We start from the raw sequence: 20443 nt of genomic DNA on the forward strand, positions 1-20443 counted from the left end.
GGAAGAATCGTCCGAAGCGTCCAGTATGATATTCTTCTTCCATAATTAACTGCCGTCTGTCAATCTGTCCGCTGGCCGCCATGATCCGTCGATTCTCTATCATCATCCTGCTGCTGACGTTTCAGCTGCTTCTTTTGGGCGTGGTGAAGTCTGATGCCGCCACCACCTACCTGATCGACTTCGGAACGGTTGGCAACCAAACCACCACTGTCGATGCCAACGGCAACCGCTGGAACAACCTCACCGGGGCCAATGCGGATGCGACCACCAATCCACGCAGTGGGTCGATCACGCTTCAGGACATTGGCGGGACGGCAGGGATTGGAATGAATTATTCTTTCCCCACTACGGGAGGCGATCCCAACTTCTCCAACAAAAACTCCACCCTTCATGCCTCGCTTGGTTCGCTTTCAAATCTGGGTTTGATGAACATCGACAGCGCCACACGCGACGTCATCTGGTCCAGCGGTCCCATGGTGTTCACCTTCACCGGTCTCGATCCCCTGTTGGACTACTCCTTCAATCTGTTTGCCTACCGTCTTTTTGCTGGCAGGACCAGCAGTTATCAGCTGCAGGGACTCACCAGCTCCTCGCCAACCATCTTGAATGTGGACAGCACCAATACCGGCGACGGAACGATCCTGGAATTCCTCAATTATAAACCCAACGCCTCTGGCGAAATTGTCCTTCAAGTCAATTCTGGCACGGGTGGATATGCCTACCTCAGTTCGGTGCAGATTTTGGTGAGCCCCGAACCGCAGCGCGCCCTGCTGCTGCTTATTGGTTTGGGCACCATCGTGTTGCGCCGTCGGGCTTAAAACGTATCCGTGTAACTTCAATCCAACGCGACCTTCACGACCACTTTCAAAACCTCGCACGTCTCTCCCCAAACCACGCCGGGCGCATGGGCATCCTCGGGGAAAAGCACGGCAAATCGACCCGGCTCCATGGGGAGTTCGGCAAATTCACCCGGCGGCTGCCATTTGGCGACGTCTTTTACGGTATCAAACTCCCGGACAATGACTTCCATCATCGAAAGGGGTGCCCACAGAATCCTCTCCCGGCCACTCAACAAAAACTGCACATCGGCATACTTGCGATGCGCTTCGAAAAGGGCGTCTTCTAGCGGTTTGGTGGTATAGCTATCAACCCCTGCAAACACTCGGTCGCCATCGATTTCATAACGACCCGGAGCAGGAAGAGGTCCTTGATAAAGCGATTGCAGAAACTCGAAGGCCTTTGCCAACCCGGCATGCAAAGGGGCATATCTGCCCGCCTGATCAATCGTATCAAAAATCATTCCTCGTTCTTTTGCTTGTGGTTAGGATGGCGATACCTGCTTGAGCACCGTTTTCAAATATTCCCCATGCGGCATTTCTTTGCCATCCTTAAAACGGATCACATACGGTTTGCCCGTGGTGCCGGAATAGCTGGCCGCTTTTTCAATGAAATCGGTGGCGGTGCTGATCTCATCCGATTTCGATTTGCGTTTGGCCCGCAAAAACTTGGCAGCGTTCTTGGCAGTGTATTCCCTGCCATTTCGGATGAAAGTCGCCTCATCCAGCTTTTCCACATGCGTGATCAGGGCATCAATGGCGCGGGTCTGATCGGGGGTCTCGGCTGCGAGCAGCACTCCACTCAAAACAAACAATGGCAACAACAGGGCGATCAACAAGGAAGATTTCATGAGGAATGAGGGAAAGAATGAATCAAAGCTAAATTCGTATCGCTTGATACAAGGGGATCCCTTTTGCGCCAACTTTTTTAATGGGGCAATGAATGGGTTCGCTCTTCTCGTCAACGCAGACGTTACGCCACGGACGATTTGAATCATGGGCCCGAAGCTCATCCCAATCATCCATGTCCAGCACCCCAATACAAAGTGCTGCGCCGCCATCCCTGCGGAGCTCTGTGGTTAAGTTGTGTTTCCCCAAAAATCTCTTGAAAACTGAGCGATTTTTGAGGATTCCGAAACTCACGTCGCGAGCCAAGACCACTCCCTAGATCCCAACTTATAGAAATCCTATACCGCGACGAGTATCGAAAAGCCGCTTAGCTTAGCGCCATTCAGGACCGACTCCAGACGAACATTCATTTTTCATCTAAAATCCAGTATCCCGTGGCTCGCTGTAAAAAACGAACGAGATCAGTTCCCTCGACAGTGACCGGCCTGTCGCGTTCCAGTAGGGCGACGAGTTGTTGGTGCTGTTGACTTTCCAGCCAGCCCTTCCCATGTTTGAGGCACAACTCCTGATTCAGCGCGAGCCTAACTTCTGGCAACATTGCAGGTGCCAGCAACCAGTCTTTAAAGTGCTTCGCTGCTTCTGCGGGAAAGAACCTAGCCATCAGGTGAACGGCATGGATTCCCAGAATTGGGTTATTGCTACGCACGTAGTTCTCCAGCATTTTGAGCCGTAGATCCTCCGGAGTTTGATCATAGCGTCGCAGGGATTCCGCCCAGTCAAGATGTAAATTATAGAGTCCAGGGTGAACATCATTCTCGAAAATCACCGGCTTGAATAGGACATGGAAAATGGAAGCTTTGGGACAAAGGGTGAATTTTTCAATGGGATATTGGTCGTAAATGGGATGCTCTTTTGATGGGGGTTCCGGCCCAAATTCTTTAGCAGTTACGACAAAGCAGATCAGTTTTTTTCCTACTTGTGCTAGATCTTTTTGATAGAATCTATCTTCGAATCCCAGCGTCGTGATATTTGCGACATCGGCTCGTGGCTCCATGCCATGTGGCACTAGAGAAAATTCCCGGTTCTTGAAATTAATATCAGGCTTCGAATAAAACATGTCTGTTATCGTGGCCATTGGATTCTGAATCATATCAGCTCCACTTCCCCGAGTGATATTTGGATATTTGTTTTTATCAAACGGCTCAGCTCTGGTGATTTCACAGTATGCCAAGGTTGCGTTTAGGAGGGGCTTTTCGTCAGCGATCAGCATGTGCAACGGCATTATGCTGGATAAAAAGCTAAGAGATCCGATTAAATGTGTGTGCATGTTTTGTTTTCCTCCCCTTGAGGTGGTGTCGTTTTATGGAGCCCCCCAATCTTCGTGCGGCGCTGTGCCACTACTCAAATGGGGATATTCTTTAACAATCAAGGGGGTCCTCATCAATGTCAGCGAGGGGTCTCAATTTTCCATTGATTTGTCTCCTCGAAACAAACGCAGCACCTGCATAAGCCCCTTGGTTCTGACCGTTGCCATCGTGGAGGTATTTTCCGTCTGGTTGAATATTCCCGTAGGCCGACAATCTCCATTGAGACTGCTGCTCTGCAAGAATATAATAACGTTCGTCTGCCTCCTCAACCCCACAGCTGGTTGTTACAATGGCTTCGATGTCGAATTCGATTCCATTCATTTCTTTCCAAGATATAACTTGCCATCGCCAAGGATGATTAGCACTCAATCCTTCGCCGGCGGCGCATCAGCATCGCAACGGTGCCAAACAGCCACAGGATGGCGCGGGTTGGTTCGGGAATGACGGCAAGAGTAATGGTTCCGCCGACATACAAATCGGACAGGTCCCATGAGAGGCCCTCGCTCGCCACATTCGCACCGTCGATAAACAAAAAGTCATTTCCACGTCCGTCAGCCTGCCCGAGGTTTTCCCAGTTGATCAACTGCCAGGTATCCCCAATCTCCCAGCCACCGATGTCACTGGACGAAACAGAAAGTTGCACCATCTCTCCAACCGTCAGCGTGCCGGTAATATCCAGCTGGTCCGAATAACTGTCTTCAATGATGTCGCCCTGTCCTCCCGGACCGAACAGGTCGAACATCAGGAAGCTGTTGTTTTCAAAAACCAGCGCCCCGGCACCTGAAGTGTTGATGTCAAGATGCGCGGCTTCCAGAGCATTGTCTCCAATCGACAAAGCACCCCCTGTGGCGATGACGACCGAGTTGCCTGCCAAAGGAGAGATCGTTCCGCTTCCACCCAATACCGCGCCAGATTCCACCCGAAAATTTCCACCAAGGCTGTTGTTGCCGATGACCAGCAAAGTTCCTTCGTTGACCTGGGTGGCACCGCTGTAAGAATTGCTTCCCTCCAACCTGAGGATGCCTGCGCTGGTTTTGGTCAGCGTCATCTGGTTTGCGACGGACACTCCCGAACCATTGTAAATACCTCCAACGTTCGCCAACGCTCCGGATCTGGCAATCAACTGATCCACATTGATGTTGCCCAATCCCATATTGAGTGTGCCACCGTCGACCTCAACAATAGAAGTGGATCGCTCGTTGTTGGTGGTGGTGATATCACCAGCACCCGCCACAGTAAATGTCCCGCCGGCGATTTCCAGCCTTCCCTCGACGGTGCCTGAAGCTCCACCGAGTTGCCCTAGAAGAACATTGCCGGCAACGCTAACATTGCCGCCCTCCATACTCATCAAACCTTTGGTGTCGGTGGTCGCCGCTCCGTCCAGACGGCCAATCGTCACCGTAATGGCGGACACATTATTTCCCGCACTCGTTCCCAAATAGAGCGAGCCATTGGCGCTGCCTGTTCCACCGTTGATCTTGTATCCCACGGAAAGCTCTTCCAGCTCCGCGACCAAAGTCCCTCCCCGCATGTCCATGATGGCCGTCGGGTTCGATGCCGTGCCGGAGTTGTTGTAGCCCACCCGCAGATCGGTGAACCCCGTCGGGTTCGTGGCACCGCTTTCAAGAATCAAGGTGCCTCCCGCCTCAATGGTGGCGTTCGCACTGAGTTTGCGCCCACCAATCACCAACAGCGGAGTCGTCACGTTGTTGATGCCAGAGCCGAAAGCCAGGGAGGAGGTGCCTCCGTTTCCTGAATTCATGGAGTCGCCGACGATCACTTCGGTGGCCGCCGTGATGTTGTTGTTTTGCGCCAGCCTGACGACACCCGTGCTGGGACCCGCTGCCTCACCGTCGTTTTCCACACCAATCAAGAAGCGACCGACATTCGCGGTGAAATTCGAGCTGGCCGACAAGTCGACCTCGCCCACGCCGCCCGTGCCAGCAAGTTCCACATTCAGTCCACCACGACCCACTTCAAACAGACTTTCCGCCCCATTGCCCACACGTAGTTCAGCACCGGCGTCTACGACCAGCTTCGCCGGAGCAGCCGGTGTGCTGCCACTGACTACCCCCACTCTCAAATTACCAGCGGTGCTGCTCGCCACCCCGATGCTTCCCCCACTTGCCAGTCGAAGCTCTCCGCCGATCACCTCGGTGGTGCCCGAATAGCTCAACGCCTGGTTGAATGTTTGCGTGCCGCTGCCGACCTTGATCAACGAAAACAAACCGCCAACGCCTTCAGTAATCGTTCCATTAAAGACTGCCGTCGCATTGCCTGCACCCACGGTCAGCTCCGCGTCCCCGGTTCCGCTGCTGGTCACCACACCAGATCCGGTCAGTCCGGCGATGGTTTCCAACTGACCGTTCAAATCGAGAACACCCCCGCTGTTGATCAATACATCCGACGTGTCGGCAATCTGCTCACCATCAATCAGCCTTGCCGTCGCAGCCGAACCGCCCGCCGTGCCAATTTCTAGATCGCCACTCACCGAGTTGGCACCATAACCACGATTGAACAACGAGGTGCCCGCCTCCAGTTTCACCAAACCGGTATGGCTTGAGGAACCACCTTGAAGGAAACGCAACGTGCCATCTCCAGTCTTGGTAAATCCGTTGCTTCCACCTACGGCACCTATGCCCAGCTCTTCGCCCGCCGCCACGTTGATCACCCCCGCCGCATTGGCAAAAATCAAGTTGGTGTTCAGTGAGACCAATCCCGAACCCGTCTGCACCGTGATGGCACTGCTGCCGTTCAAAGTAAGCGTGTTTACGTAGTCCTCGACATTGACCGTGTTTGGCGTGCGGAAAGTCAGCGTTCCAATGTTCATGCTGGCACCAAGAACCATGGGGGCATCCTCAAAGTCGGAATTGGATGCCGAGAAAATGACGTTGGCATCCGCTCCAGGCACCAGGGCCGTGTTGACCAGTCCTTGCTCATCGGTGGTCCAGTTACTCATTCCACCCACTGTCATGCCGTTGCTTACCGCCCACTCATTCGGCGCGCCCGTGAATCCGCCCTTCCAGTAAAAATCATCGGGGATCACCGCCGCTTCGGTCACCGTCAAAAACACCCTGCCAGCCTCTTTGCCCACGGCACTGTTGAGGGTGAAGTTGGTAAAGTTATAGAAATTCCCCAAAGAATAATTGGCATTATCAAGGCTGCTGCCAGCGCCACCAGTGATCACGTTATATTCCGTGCCCGTGGTGTAGGACATGCCGGACACGCCATACACATCCAGAACAATGTTGCCTCCGACAATGGTGGAAGCGACGCCCGTCGAAGCAATCGCATTGCCCATCTCCACTCCGAGACGATGATTTCCCGCCAAGGACAGCGAAGCAACGGTTAGATCCTGATCCATTCCGCTCTGATAAATGAAATTTGCACCGGTGCTGACGTCCACGGCACTGGAGTTCTGCAACGCCAGCCCATTGGTCAGTCTCAACGTGCCTTCCTGCACCTGGGTGAGCCCCGTAAAAGTATTGGCAGCCGCCAAAGTCCATGTGCCGGTTCCCTTTTTGCGGAACGCATACGTAGCATTCGTTCCCGGACCATTGGCAATCACTCCGCTGACAATCCCATCACCCGCACCGAAGAACTGCAACTGACGTCCATTGGTCGTCTCGGAGCGTCCGGTCAGATTGCCGGTGATGTTGAACAACCCGGCCTGCGACTCAAAGTTGTAGCTGGAACCCCCGGTGGTGAACTCGATGTTGCCCGCCCAGGTGTTGTTGCCGCTCAAATTGCTCAAGGCAGCGGCATCGACTGAGCCGGTTCCCTGCCTCGCACCGATGAGCAATCGCTCACTGATGGTAATTCCCCCAGTCAGCTCCACACGGCCCGCATTGGAGCCTCCGTTGATCGTAGTGGTGCCGGTCAACGTTCCCAAAGCCGTGTCGCTTTCCAGTCTAAGGATGCCGCCACTGTGCGAAACACCGCCCCTGAAGCGGTTGTCGCCAGAGAGGACCACCGTGCCATCCGTGGTCTTGCTGATCCCACCATTGCCGGCGAGGGACACACTGACCGACCCGTCCCTAAACTGTCTGGTCGACCCGCTGATCATCACCGATCCATCCCCGATGATCTGGCCACCGTTGTCCAACGTCGTGGTCCCAACCGTGTCCCTAAATCCATTCAAATCGAAAATGCCGCCGTCCACCGTCACCCCGCCACCAGCGATGGCATTGTTGACCCCATATCTCAAGGTGCCGTCGAGAACGGTGGTTAATCCACCATAGGTGTTCACACTGTTCAGGGTAAAGGTTCCCGTTCCCGCCTTCGTCAGCGCCAGCAGAATGGGCGATGCCCCCCCATTCTCAATGATGCCATCAAAAGCACTGCTGCCATTTCCCGCACCCACCGTCAAAGTCGCCGTTCCCGTCACCCCATTCCTCACCCTTCCCGTGCCGCTCAATTCATCAATCGACTCATTGAAACCATTGAGCACCAGCAATGCGCCCGACTCGACAAACACGTCCGCCGTGTCGGCAATCTGTTCATTGGCCAGCAATCGAACTTGCGTTGGATTGTTCACATCCCCTCCCGCATTGATGTTGAGATCTCCGGTGATCGCATTCTGACCATCTGTCTTGCCCAACGCCAGAACGCCTTCATTCACATTCACCGGTCCAGAATAAGTGTTGGCAAGAGTCCCCGACAAGGTCAGCAACCCGGTGCCAATTTTCGTAAACCCATTGCCATCCACCACCGCGCGGATCTCCAGGTGATCCGTCGTTTCTGTCGTCAGGATCACCGAGTCGGGATCGGAAAATATTACCTGGTTGATGTCCAGCAAAACCTTGCCAGTGCTGTTGGCTTGCAGACTGTAGTTAAATGCTTCGATATCATCCTGATAAGTGGATTTGCCCAGGGTGAGACTAAAATTCTTGTCCACCAGACTGATCTCGGCTGGCGGCAATCCATCATTGATCTCATTGCCCCTGAACCAGACACTGTTCATTGCCATGTCGGCCCCAAGGCTCATTTCTAGATTCCCTAGCTCATCGGTAAAAAAGCGTGTCACCAACACATCGGAATCCATCCCAGGAACCAGTGGTGTCGAACCTGGCTCCGTGTCTTCCCCAAGATAAATTCCCCAGTTGCTGGTTTCTCCATCTGAAACCGCCCATACCTGCTCGTAACCATCCACTTTTTCTCCCTGCCAGACCATCAAGGGCGCCGTTGCCTCTTCAGTAATCGTCACCGTCACCGCCGTATCCGTTCTGTTGAAATCATCGACAGAGTAATTGGTGACGTTGAACAATAGCAATTCGTAATTGGTGGCCGAATTGAGCCCACTACCTGCTGCCAGCAGCGTTTTCGTGCCGCCGGCAAACGTCTGCCCGGCCAGTTGTTGCAGTTGCAGTTGAATGTTACCGCTCGCCGCCACGGCTGCCGAGGTGGAAACATGACCATCAAGCGTCATCCCCACGGCACTGCCATCTGCCAGCGTGATGCCCTGCGTCAACCCCAACGCACCGCTGCCGAGATAACGAAACGAGGCGCCGGACTCGACTTCAACCCCACTCGTGCCGCCCAAGGCCGCCGCATCCTCAACCGCCAAAATCCCGCTGCTGACGATTGTGCTCCCCGTATAAGTGTTGTTGCCATTCAGGATCGTCCGACCTCCACCAGATTGGGTAATGCCCCCGAGTCCGCTGATGTTTTGGGTCACGATGGAAGCCCCGTCTTGTTCAAAAACCAGGCGACTGGTCGCGAGCTGCAACTGCACATCGCCACTTCCCAAATTGCCAACCTCCCCAGCCCTACCCACCTGCAAAATGCCATTCTGAACGACGGTATTGCCGCTGTAAGTGTTGTTGCCCTCAAGGATCAGCGTGCCTGTCCCGCCTTTGGTTAAATTGGCAACCACCATCTCTCCATCGTAAATTTCCGCCACATTCTTCAGAGTGCCGCTGTTCGCGTTGAACGTGTCAACATTGATGTAGCCGCCTGTCATGTCGAGGGTCGCTGTCCCACCGAGAGTCAAGCTGCTCAGGTTGTTGCCGCCGACCCCTTCGGTGATGTTGCCGCCCACCGTCATCACGCCTCCGGTCACGGTCATTTTGGCATCGGAAAAACCTGCGCTCGGATTGATGGCGGAATGGGAGCCCATCACGATATCGCCAGCCACGGTCGCCGTTCCTGCCGTCATGTTAAATTCTGCCTTGCTGTTGGCATTCACCCCGACTGCCTGATCCTCGTTTTGAGCCAATGAGATGTTGTTGGCAAGCAAGGTCCCGCCGTTCATGTTGAACTGGGCGTGCAATGCATTGGCCTGACCGCCAGGACTGTTGAGAGGGCTTGTGTCGATGTTTAATACCCGGCCCAACACCACGTTCACCGCGTCGATTGTCCCCTGATCAAAAGTAAATGTGCCCTTGCCGTAGCCGATGCCGTTGTTTGGATCAGAAATGCCAGACAACCCCAGGACAAAATCCTGCAGCAGGAAATCAACACTGCCAGCAGAGAAATCCACCACTCCGTGAGGCGAGGATGAACCATCCTGAACCGCTGCATATTGAGAGGTGGGGGTGTTCGCGCCCAACACCAGATTGGCGCGCGTCACTCCACCCGCCAGTCCGCGAATGGTCACCGTCGGTGTGCCGGTCAATCCGCTCTGAAAAGCCGCATTGATGGATGTCCTCCCTGTGCCCAACATGATATGGGTGGCATTCAGATTCGTGGTCTGTCCAAAGTTCACCTGACTTCCCGTCAACGTGCCTGTGCCGGTCGATCCACCAAAACGCATGTTGGTCGCGGTGATGTTGGTCGTTTTTGCCAGGTTGAGGTGATAAACTGGCGCGCCGCTGCCCGTCCCGACGTTAAAATTGACCACATTGGCCGTAAAGTTGGCCAGTCCCGACATGTCCAGAATGGAAGCCGTCGCGTTTGAGCCTCCCGCGTTGGTGAGGGTGAAATTGTTCTTTGTCGCGACACCTGAATCCACCACCCAAGATCCGTCTCCCGTAATCGCCAGCCTCGCCACCCCGGCACTTGCTGTGGTCATCACCATTGCGCCGGTCGTCGTTAAAGTGGTCGATGGATCGATCTGCAGCGTGTGCCAGTTGGTTGGGCTGTTGTAATTAAAGGTCAGATTCGTCACCGAGAAATTTTGATCCACAATGGAGGTAACGGTCCCACTCGGGGCCAGGCCTGTCGCATCAAAGGTCACCGCTGTTCCCGCTGGACTCTCATCGGTGCTCCAGTTGAGAAAATTGCTCCAAAGGTGGTCGCCAGAGGAATCAACCCAAGTGGATTGCGCTACCGCAGGGTTGATGGCCAGCACGGCAGACATTGAAATCCCAGCCACCAGGCTGAGTTTGCGCCAGGGAAGGGAACGATCGGGTGTTTTCATTGGAGAAGAAAAATGGAGATTGGGTAATACAGGCATGGAGGCTGCGTGGATTTGGCTGCCTAACAGCATTGAGGATCGACAGACGCTTGAGTTGATGTTCGACGGCGTCTGCCCACCAACATGGCCGCAGCAGACAACAGCAGCAGCATGCGTGAAGGCTCGGGCACCACTGCCAGGCTCACCGTTCCGCCCACATACAAATCACTCAGATCCCAGATGAGGTTATTGGCCAAAAGCTCGTCCTCGAGTTCAAAATCAAAAACAAACGGCTGCCCCATGTAGTTCAATCCATTCCAGTCAATCAACCTCCAGGTGTCACCTGCCAGCCAGTTGTCGATGATGCTGTCCGTATCCACCGACACCCTGAGCGCCACATTGGATCCCACCTCCAGGGCACCCTGCAGATCAAGATAATCCGCGTGGTCGTCTGACACCGTGCTCCCGTGTCCGCCGCCTCCATAAATGTCCAAATCGAGAAAGCTGTTGTCCTCAAACGCCAATGCACCAATCCCGCTGGTGACCACCTCAAAGGATGAGCCAACCGTGTCGCTCACATTGCCCACCGACAACACCCCGGTAACACTCACGCTCTCCCCGGCGGCAAGCGACACCGATCCACTGCCCCCGAGCGCGGCTCCCGATGCCACGGAGTAGGCCCCACCTCCACCGTGCGATCCGTTCACCAACAACGTGCCGGCACTCACCGTCGTTGTTCCCGCGTAAGTGTTGTTTGCGGTCAGGTAAAGACGTTCATCTCCAGCTTTGTTGATCCCGCCATTGCGAATCACCGTCTCAATGGTCGCGTCCGTATCTTCCGCCGTCACCGGGGAATTCACCGTGATGGTCCGCTCCTCTCCGCCGAGATCCAGCACTCCGGTGCCTGGTGCTGCGGTGCCGGTGGTGCCCGTCCCAGTGATCAACAAAAATCTGGGGGTGTTGCCATCTGCGCCACGGTTCATGTCAAACTGGATGTCGCCGTTCAACGTCAACACTCCATCCGCCCCCGTTCTCACGGTGGCCCCCCCAAAGGTGGTGGTGCTCAAAGTCAGACCGCCGACCGACTGGGCCTGCCCGTTTAGATCAAAGAGGGCATTGTTGCCCCCATTGGCCTCCATGCGCACCACCACGTTGTCGCGCAACTGGTTGTCCGCCGCCAGTCGCAGAACCGAGGTTCCGGCACCCAGCGTCTGGATAAAGATCTCTGAAGATCCAAGCGCATCCGTGCCATCAGTTTTTGCGAGCTCCAACACTCCTTGGAGGACACTGGTGAGGCCGGTGTTGGTATTGGCTTCACTGCCGCTCAAAGTCAGCGTGCCACTGCCGGATTTCGTCAGCGCAATGGCCCCGGCGTCATCGTCTTCTGCGATGATCCCGGAAAAGACGCCCCCACCCTGCACTTCGATTTTCGAAGCTCCGACGCTGCCGTTGATCACCTGACCTGGACCATTCAAGGCACCAATCGTCTCGGTGTGTCCATTGAGATCAAACACCCCGTCGGCGGCAATGGCAACGGCACCGCTGTTGGCTATCTGTTCAGAACCCATCAGCACCACCGCCGCCGGACCGCTCCCATCGCCGATGTCCAGATCGCCGCTGATGGCATCGGTTCCCGCTGCCTTTGCCAGTTCCAAAACCCCTGCACTCACCACCACTTTGCCGGTGTAAGTATTGGCACCCGCCCCGCCCAATCGCAGAACTCCAGCACCCGTCTTGGTGAAGGCATTGCCACTGAGCGGGCCGGCAATGGCCAGCCGTTCATCCAGCGCCACCAGCAGTTGCGGAAGGGCGTTCGTCAAATTAACCCCCACATTCAACGTCACTTCTCCGGCCCCTTCATTGACGGTGACGGCATTTTCGCCATTGAGCGTCAGCACACGTCCATCCGCATCCAACACCACCTCAGTGGTATCGTTAAATGTCAGCGATCCCACCGACATGTTGGTGCTCATCGTCATCGCCCCCTGGTTGCTGGCTCCAGTCGCCGAGAAGATCACATTGGTGTTTTCCCCCGGCACCAGACCGGTGTTGTTGCCAGCTGGAGCGATGTCAGTCACCCAGTTGCTGTTACCGCTCAGGCCACCGCCATCAGACACCGACCAGTCCGCTGGAGACCCTGCAAAACCGCCAAACCAATATGCCTCCGCCAAACCGGCCACCGCCGTCGTTCCGATCAAAATTTGTGTATCCGTCACCGTCAAGTCCGTAGGATCGACCGAAAAATTGGTCGCGTTGTAAACATTGCCCAGACTGTAGGTCGCCCCGCCGCTGGTGAGAATTCCGCCTGCCTCTGCATTCACCAGCACATGCGTGCCCCCCGCTGCCACACCCGAGACGCCATACACATTGACCGAAATCGCACCGGTTGCACTCACCGCCGTTGCATCGTTCACGCGAATGGAACCCACTGTCGGACTGCCCACCTCCGCGCCGATGCTCGAACCGCCCGCCAGTGACAGTGAATCAAGATTCAGCGTTCCTCCGCCCGCCGCAAAATCAAACGTCGCGCCCGCTGCCACCGTCACCGCCGCATCGCCGTTCATCGCATTCACACTGGTCACCAGCAACGTGCCGCCGTTGACATTCGTGGCACCGCTGTAGGTGTTGGTGCCCGACAGCTTGAGCAGTCCTCCCGTTGTTTTGGTCAATCCCGCGCCGAGATTGATTTCGAAAACATTGCGCAGTTCGCCAGACTCCAGCTCCAGCGTATCGATCAGGCTCTCGGTCGTGGCTCCTCCGATGGACATGCCATCCATGTCCAGAACCGCCCCGTTCAGCGTCAGACGACTGTTGGTGATGCCATCTCCCGCGCCATCAATGATGTCCGCATGGGTGATGAAGGTGCCGCCCGTGAGATTCAGCACGGCATTCACCGTTTCTCCATTCGCGCTACCGAGACGGATCAGGTCGTTCACTTCAAAAATGCCGCCGCCAACATTCAATGTCCCCGTGACCGTTGCACCATTGCTGCGTGTGCCGATGAAAAGCCGATTGGCCACAAAAGTGCCCTGGTCGAAGTTCAAAGTGCCAACCGCCCCACCCGTGCCGGACGCATCTCGTTGTCCGATCACCACATCATTGGCGATCACCGCCACGTCGTGTCCCGTCAGATCAAGAATGCCCGTCACCGTTGAACTGGTGCCCACCTCGCTGTTGCGGCCAATGTTGATGTTCACCCCACTCCCCGGCGTTTTGCCGGTTAGAACCAGCGTCCCAGTGTCCGTGCCAAAATCCATCCGCGCCGGTGCTGATTGCTGCTTGCCGCGTCCCACATCCAGTTGCGTGGTGGCAATCACGTTTTCTCCGGCCCCAAGCCAAAGTTCTGCACGATTGCCGGAGTTGTTGGTGCGGCTGTTGCCCACCGAGACCACGTTCGCCGTGATGTGGTTGCTCGTATTCGACAGCCACAATGTCGCCGCATTGCGGGAATTGTCAGCCACCCGCAGCTGGTTCACATCCGCAGTGAAATTCCCCAGTTCACGCAAATCCAGCACGGCGTTGTTGGTGGCCAATCCCTGGTCCAGATTGGACCTGCCCACCTCAATGATCCCGGAACTGTTGATCACCTCCAGCCTGCCCCCTCCATCAAACAACGCATTGGTCGTCCTGCCCACCTCACCAGGCAAACCGACCTTCAAACTGTCGACCCCGGTGATGCTCAATGTCTGTCCTGCGCCGATATGCACCTCGTTGTAGGCCGATGTGGAAATGCTGGCGAAAGTCAGACTGCTCACCGTCTGGCTGGCATTGGTCAGATCCAGTTCCCCCACCGTCCCGCCGCTGCCAATCGTCACCGCTCCGCTCTGCGGCAGCGTCTGATTCACTCCAATCACCAACGTGCCCTGGTCAACCGCCGTTACCCCGGTGTAAACATTGCCTGTCGAAAGCATCGTGACGGTGCCCGATCCTGATTTCCGCACCCCGACATTGCCGCCCAGATTCGCGCCCACCGTGCCGTCGCGAAGATTGAAATCCGCTGTGCTGCTCAACAATCCGGTCGTGCCGGTGATGGTGCCGCCGCCGTCCAAAGTCACCAATCCCACCTCGTCATCATACTGCCCGATGTCGAGCACCGCCGTGCCGCCACTCACCGTGACATCCCCGGCCAGCACATCATCCGATCCATACGCCAGCGCGCCTTCAGACACCCTCGTCAATCCAGTAAATGTCTGCGACCCCGAAAGCGTCTGCACCCCGGAACCAACCTTCTCGACCGACCCCCCGCCCGCACCATCTTCGATCAAGCCGCTAAAACTGCCACTCCCACCACCCTGACCCATCTGCAACAACCCCGCACCGGCTGCAAGATTGCTCACCCGACCATTGCCGTTCAAGGCATCGATCATCGCCGTCAATCCGTTCAAATCAAACAAGCCGCTTCCATTCACCTCGAGATCTGCGCTTTCAGCAAACTGACCGGAATTTTCCAACCTTGCCGTTCCTCCATTTTCCACCACCAGCCCGCCCGATATCGCATCATTTCCCGCCTCCTTGGCCAATACCAAAAGCCCTTCCTCGACCACGATCTCGCCCGTGTTGGTGTTGTCCACCGCACCGCTCAAGGTCAAGGTGCCATTCCCGGTTTTGGTGAAGCCATTGTCCCCGCCGACAATCCAGCCAAATTCCAAATCACCCGAACCCGCCTGCACTTCCACCTGTGCATCGGCATTGGCAAAATTGAGGGTGGTGTTCAACTCCACCAAACCCGCCGTGTTAAGCACGGTGATGGCATCAGCCCCATGCAGCGTCAGTTGATAAGCAACGTCCTGCAACCTTGCCGGATCAGCATCCGCAAAGGTCAAGGTCCCCATGTTCATGTTCGCCCCCAGACTCATCGCCGCCTGTTGGGCAGGGTCGGCATTCGATGCAGAGAAAATGACATCGGTCAAAAACCCGGGAACCTGCGGTGTGTCGTTCAAACCAGCCGCGTCCTCCGTCCAGTTGCTGCTGGTGGAGCCATTGCTGACCGACCACACCCCTTCACTTTCCGCAAATCCGCCCTTCCAAAAAGCCTGTGCCAGTTGCGCCTGACCGGTGATGTTCACAAAAATCGAATCCGTATTGCCGCCAACCGAGTTCACCACAAAGTTGGTCTGGTTGTAATAGTTGCCCAGCGCATACCCGGTGTTTCCAAGGCTGCCTGCGGTTGCCTTGATGATGTCCACCACATAAACCTGCCCGTCGTTGTAATTCACCCCGGCGGAACCAAACACATTCACCGTCACCGTCCCGGCCACCGTGGTCGCATTTCCCACCACAATCGACCCATCAACCACCTCTGCGCCGATGGTCGAACCATTCGCCAGATCCAGCGTCGCAAGCGACAGGCTTTGTCCGCCTCCTGGCGAGTAGTCAAAGGTCGCACCAGAAGCCACGCTCACTCCGCTGGTGCCGTTCATTCCATCTTCGCTGGTGACCCAGAGACGGCCCTCATTCACTTGGGTCAGGCCGGTGTAAGTATTCACCCCATCAAGGATCAATTCACCAGATCCGGTCTTCACCAGACCCGCGCCGCCGTTGATCTGTGCGACGTTTCGCAGCGTTCCGCTTTGCAGCAATAAGGTGTCAATCACATTGGCGGCAGAACCAATCTCGCCACCTTTCATATCCAGAATCGCGCCATTCAGATTCAAGAGCGATGTGCCGCCGCCATCGTTGATGTTGCCATCCACGCTCACCAACCCACCGTTAAGAATCAAGTCGCCCCGTGCCGTTCCCAAGGTGCCTCCCAATACTCCGAGGTTGATTTCACCTGCACTGAGAGCGCCGCCATTCCAGGTGAAAGATCCGAGCCCCCGAGCCCCCGCACTGCCTCCGGCAATCAGCTGGCCCACACGAATTTCTTCCGCTCGCACGAGGTTGTCCGCGCTCGCTCCAGAAATAAAATCACCCTCGGCTCCGCCATTGCCAGCCGCCGTCTTTTCACCCACCGAAAACAAACCAAGGTCCGCCACGAAAGCACCCCCCGTTAGATCCAGTTCACCCGTAGCCACCGTCCCCGAATTGACGTCATTCCGCCCGACATAGAGGGTGGTTTGACCACCACTTCCATTGCTCAGATTCCACGTGCCGCCGGCGGCGATGTCCACCTCCGCATCACTTTTCCGACCACCAATCGTCATCAGCGGGGTTTCAAACACACTTAATCCAGAACCGAGGGTCAACCTCGATACTGGCCCGTTGTTTCCGTAACTGTTGCTGAATCCCATCAACACCTGGTTCGATGCCACGATGTAATTGTTTTCGGCCAGAATCACCACGCCCTCATCCGAGCCTGAGTTCGAGGAACCCACGTTAACCCCCAAGTAAAATTGTCCCACATTCGCCGTAAAATCCGTCAGCGCAGAGAGATCCATCAACCCCCTCGAAGCTCCCACGATCGCGGAGGATGAATGCACGCCCACGTGCAAGAAGGAGCTGGCTCCGGCACCCACCTGCAGCGCCGAGCCTGCTTCTGCAATCAAGCTGGCCGTTGCTCCGTTGGCAATGCGCAGACTTCCCGCTGAGGCCCCCTCCACACCGATGCTGCCCCCCGCTTGAAGATTCACCGTGCCCTGTTCAATCGCCGTCAGGCCGGTGTATTGATTCGCTCCGGACAATGTGACCACCCCCGCTGTCGTTTTGACCAACTGACCATCCCCACCGAGAATCGCGCTCACCGTTCCATCCCGGAGATCAAAGTTCAAACCACTGGTCAAGACGCCGGTCGTGCCGGCAATCGTGCCACCATTTTCAAGAGTAATCTGTCCTACCTGGTCTGAGAAAGCCGCCACATCAAACACCGCGGTCGGCCCGCTGACCAACACCGCCCCGCCATTCGCCATCGTATCATTGGCACCCAACTGCAGCGTTCCCTCCAACACTTGCGTGCCTCCCGTATACGTGTTCGCCCCGGAGAACACCTGCATTCCCGCGCCAGTCTTCACCACCGATACCAAACCGCTGCCGTTTTCAATCACCCCGGCAAACGTCCCCCCCCCCCCCCCCCCCCGCCGGGTCAGCAACGATGCACCCACATTGGAATTGGTCACCGTTCCAGCACCGGACAAGGCATCCACCGATTCAGAAAACCCATTGAGATCCAACACTCCGCCAGCGTTGACGGTCACTTCAGAAGTATCCGCGATCTGCTCGGATGATCCAATCAGCCGCACCGTGTCCGTGCCCGCACCATCGCCGATGACGAGATCGCCCGTGATCGCCACTCCCGAGCTCTTTGCCAATTCCAGCAAGCCTTCATTCACCGTAACCGTGCCGGTGTATTGATTGGAATTCACCCCGGCCAAAGTCATCGTGCCCGAGCCGGTTTTGGTGAATCCGCTGTCTCCGACCAAGCGTCTCGTGAAACTCAGCCCTCCTGCATTGTTCACTTCAATCACCGGTGCAACGCCCGAAAAGTTAACCACCACGTCCATGGTCACTGCCCCTGCACCCGACTCGACGGAAATCGTGCGGTTGCTGATGGAGTTCAGTCCCGTCAAGGTGAGCGCGTAAAGCTCATCGGTCAGCGTCACCGGTGTGGCATCGGTGATGGTCAAACTTTTGATGCTCATGTCCGAGCCCAATGTCATGTTCGACTGAAGCGTTGCTCCTGTGGCAGAAACAAACACATCGGTATTTTGTCCGGGAACCAGCGCAGTGGCGGCACCGGTAATATCCGTGGCCCAGTTGCTGGTGCTGCTTGAGGAAATCGCCCACTCATTCAGATGCCCCGCCACCTTGTTTCCGAACCAGTAGGCCGCCGCCAGTTCATCCTCACTATTTACTGTTACGGACAGCAGGTTGTTGCTCTGATTAAAGTTCTGCACCGAGAAATTGGTCGCGTTGTAGACCAGCAGTTCATAGCTGGCTCCGTTCAATCCACCCGCCGTGCCCGTGGTGAGAATGTTGAAAATCTCCCCGTCCGTCACCTCCATGCCGGAGTTGCCAAAAAGTTTCACCGTAACATCTCCATCAGTGAACGCCGTGTTGTTCTGAGTGGATATGGAACTGCCCAGTTGCACTCCAATCGTGCTGCCATCTTCGAGATAGAGATTCGTGAAGTCATCGTCGAACAACTCCAACACCTTCAACGCCCCTGTCGTGGCCCCCAGAACGACGTGAAGCGAACCTCCGCCAAAGACTTCCACAAACTCGCTGCCGCTGAGCGCATCCTCATGCTGGGCACTGAGAACCCCGGCACTTACGGTCGTGCCTCCGCCGTAAGTATTCGCCTGCGAAAGCACCGTGCGTCCCGTCCCCACCTGCTGAACCCGCGCCAGAAAGCCTCCCGAGATGGATTGATCGATCACCATCAAATTGCTGCGATTAAATACCAGCACGCCGGCACCGTTGAAAACCACGCCACCACTGCCCAAATTTCCTGTCTCGCCACCCGCTCCCACCTGGAGAATCCCATTGATCGTTGTTCCTCCCGTGTAGGTGTTCACTCCTTCGAGAATCGCCGGATTCGCAAAGCTTCCCCCTGGCGTCACCGTCAATCCGGTCAGGCCATTGTTGATCTCGCTGACATTCATCAGTGTCCCGGAACTGAAGGAAAACGTGTCGACATTAATGACTCCGCCTGTCATATCCAGCGTTGCGCCACTCAACGTCAGCGTGCTGCGGTTCAGGGCACTGTCTCCAGCACCTTCGGTAATGTTTCCCCCCACCGTGACCATGCCACCGGAGAGATTGACGAAGCCCTCGGCAACCCCCGTGCTGTTGCCCAGATGCGAGCCCACGACGATGTCGTTGGCGACCGTTGTCACGCCGCCGGAAATGTTAAGCCGCCCCCGGGAAAAAGAATTGATGTCAGCCACGTCAGCCACGTCATTGTCGCGGTTCTCACCAATCGAAATATTGGCGGCGTTGAAAATCCCTCCCTGCACATTCAGCGTGCCATGAGTCTCCGATCCATTGTCGGGGTCAGTCCCGAGGTTGTTCAGGTTGAGTGCCAGTCCCAAGATCACGTTGGTGGCATCCACCGTGCCCCCATCGAAACTCAAGGTCCCAATGCCATGACCGACGGTGTTGCTGGCAACCGATCCGCCGATGCCAAGCACCAGATCATTCAGCAAGAAATCCACCTCCGCACCCACACCCGACAGGTTCACCACCGCTGTTGAGTTCGTTGATCCCCCGGCACTGGCAGAGTATTGCGTGGAATTGTTCCCCAACGACAGATTCGCCCTGCTGGAACCGCCGGTGGCGCCACGGATCTTCAGGGTTGGATCTACGAGGCCGGCATGGAAATCCATCGTCGCACTGCTGCGTCCCGCCCCCACGACGATATTGGTCGCATTGAACTCATTGCTCTCACCCAACTTCAGAACGTTGGCACCGCCGCCGTTGCCGCTGGCATTGGCGAAGCGAATGACGTTGGCGGTGATTCTGTTCGACCCGGTGGAGAGCAACAGATTCGCACGGCTGCGTCCCGTTCCCACCCCCATGTTGAATTGATTCACGGTCGCCTCAAAGTTAGACAGTCCACTTAAATCCAAAACCATCGGCGGTGTCGCTGCGTCCTGGGTGTTCTGCATCAAGAAATTCTGACCGGGGGAATTGATCACCAGCGAACCTCCACCACTAAAAGTCGTGTAACCCAACTCCGCCGTCGAAGCTCCCTGGATGGTAAACACATTGCCCGACGTCGCCGCCGATCCGACGGTCAACGTCTCGCCGGACCCAATCTGCAAATGATGGAAGGTGGATGCACCAGCATGGGTAAAGGCGAGACTGTTGATCGAAAAATTCGCATCCACGATGCTCGTGACCGTTCCGACATTGGCCGAGGTTCCTGCCGCACCAAAAATCACCGCCTTCGCCGCTGGGGACAAGTTATCTGACCAATTGAGCGGCTCCGACCAGTTCAGATTGGGACTGGCTTCCGCATCCCATGTGGTCTGACCATGGATGGCTGGAGCCGTCAGGCCGCTCAAACATGCCGAGACGAGACACGCGGAGATTGTGTTGTGAGTGGAGAAAAAAGACGGGACCATGGTAGACAAGGGGTTGAGTTACCGACCTGCGAAAAGAGCCCTTGAGCTCGCTTT

7 protein-coding genes are annotated in these 20443 nt (G+C 56.1%); 1 reads left to right on the forward strand and 6 read right to left on the reverse strand.

The genetic code is table 11. From position 1 onward, the window contains the following. Window positions 1–80 precede the first annotated feature (80 nt). Window positions 81–818 carry a PEP-CTERM sorting domain-containing protein gene (locus FEM03_RS01340; RefSeq protein WP_138084370.1) on the forward strand — a complete coding sequence of 246 codons (738 nt, stop codon included), beginning with the start codon at window positions 81–83 and terminating at the stop codon, window positions 816–818. 17 nt (window positions 819–835) lie between these two features. On the opposite strand, the gene FEM03_RS01345 is transcribed toward FEM03_RS01340, so the two are convergent. From FEM03_RS01345 to FEM03_RS01370, 6 genes are all read right to left on the reverse strand, one after another. After that, window positions 836–1300: a NanQ anomerase/TabA/YiaL family protein gene (locus tag FEM03_RS01345; protein WP_138084371.1), complete on the reverse strand. Its 465-nt coding sequence runs from the start codon at window positions 1298–1300 to the stop codon at window positions 836–838. A gap of 21 nt (window positions 1301–1321) precedes the next feature. Next, window positions 1322–1687 carry a DUF5329 family protein gene (locus tag FEM03_RS01350; RefSeq protein ID WP_138084372.1) on the reverse strand — a complete coding sequence of 122 codons (366 nt, stop codon included), beginning with the start codon at window positions 1685–1687 and terminating at the stop codon, window positions 1322–1324. Window positions 1688–2091: 404 nt separating this feature from the next. Next, window positions 2092–2955, reverse strand: a complete 864-nt coding sequence (locus FEM03_RS01355; RefSeq protein ID WP_138084373.1) for a hypothetical protein — start codon at window positions 2953–2955, stop codon at window positions 2092–2094. A gap of 148 nt (window positions 2956–3103) precedes the next feature. Continuing rightward, window positions 3104–3373, reverse strand: a complete 270-nt coding sequence (locus FEM03_RS01360) for a hypothetical protein (protein WP_138084374.1) — start codon at window positions 3371–3373, stop codon at window positions 3104–3106. Window positions 3374–3410: 37 nt separating this feature from the next. After that, window positions 3411–10412: an autotransporter-associated beta strand repeat-containing protein gene (locus FEM03_RS01365; RefSeq protein WP_166442534.1), complete on the reverse strand. Its 7002-nt coding sequence runs from the start codon at window positions 10410–10412 to the stop codon at window positions 3411–3413. Window positions 10413–10471: 59 nt separating this feature from the next. Beyond that, entirely contained in the window at window positions 10472–20389 is a 9918-nt protein-coding gene (locus FEM03_RS01370) for an autotransporter-associated beta strand repeat-containing protein (protein WP_138084376.1), read from the reverse strand. Window positions 20390–20443 lie beyond the last annotated feature (54 nt).

This window comes from Phragmitibacter flavus (assembly GCF_005780165.1).
GTDB classification, from domain to species: domain Bacteria; phylum Verrucomicrobiota; class Verrucomicrobiia; order Verrucomicrobiales; family Verrucomicrobiaceae; genus Phragmitibacter; species Phragmitibacter flavus.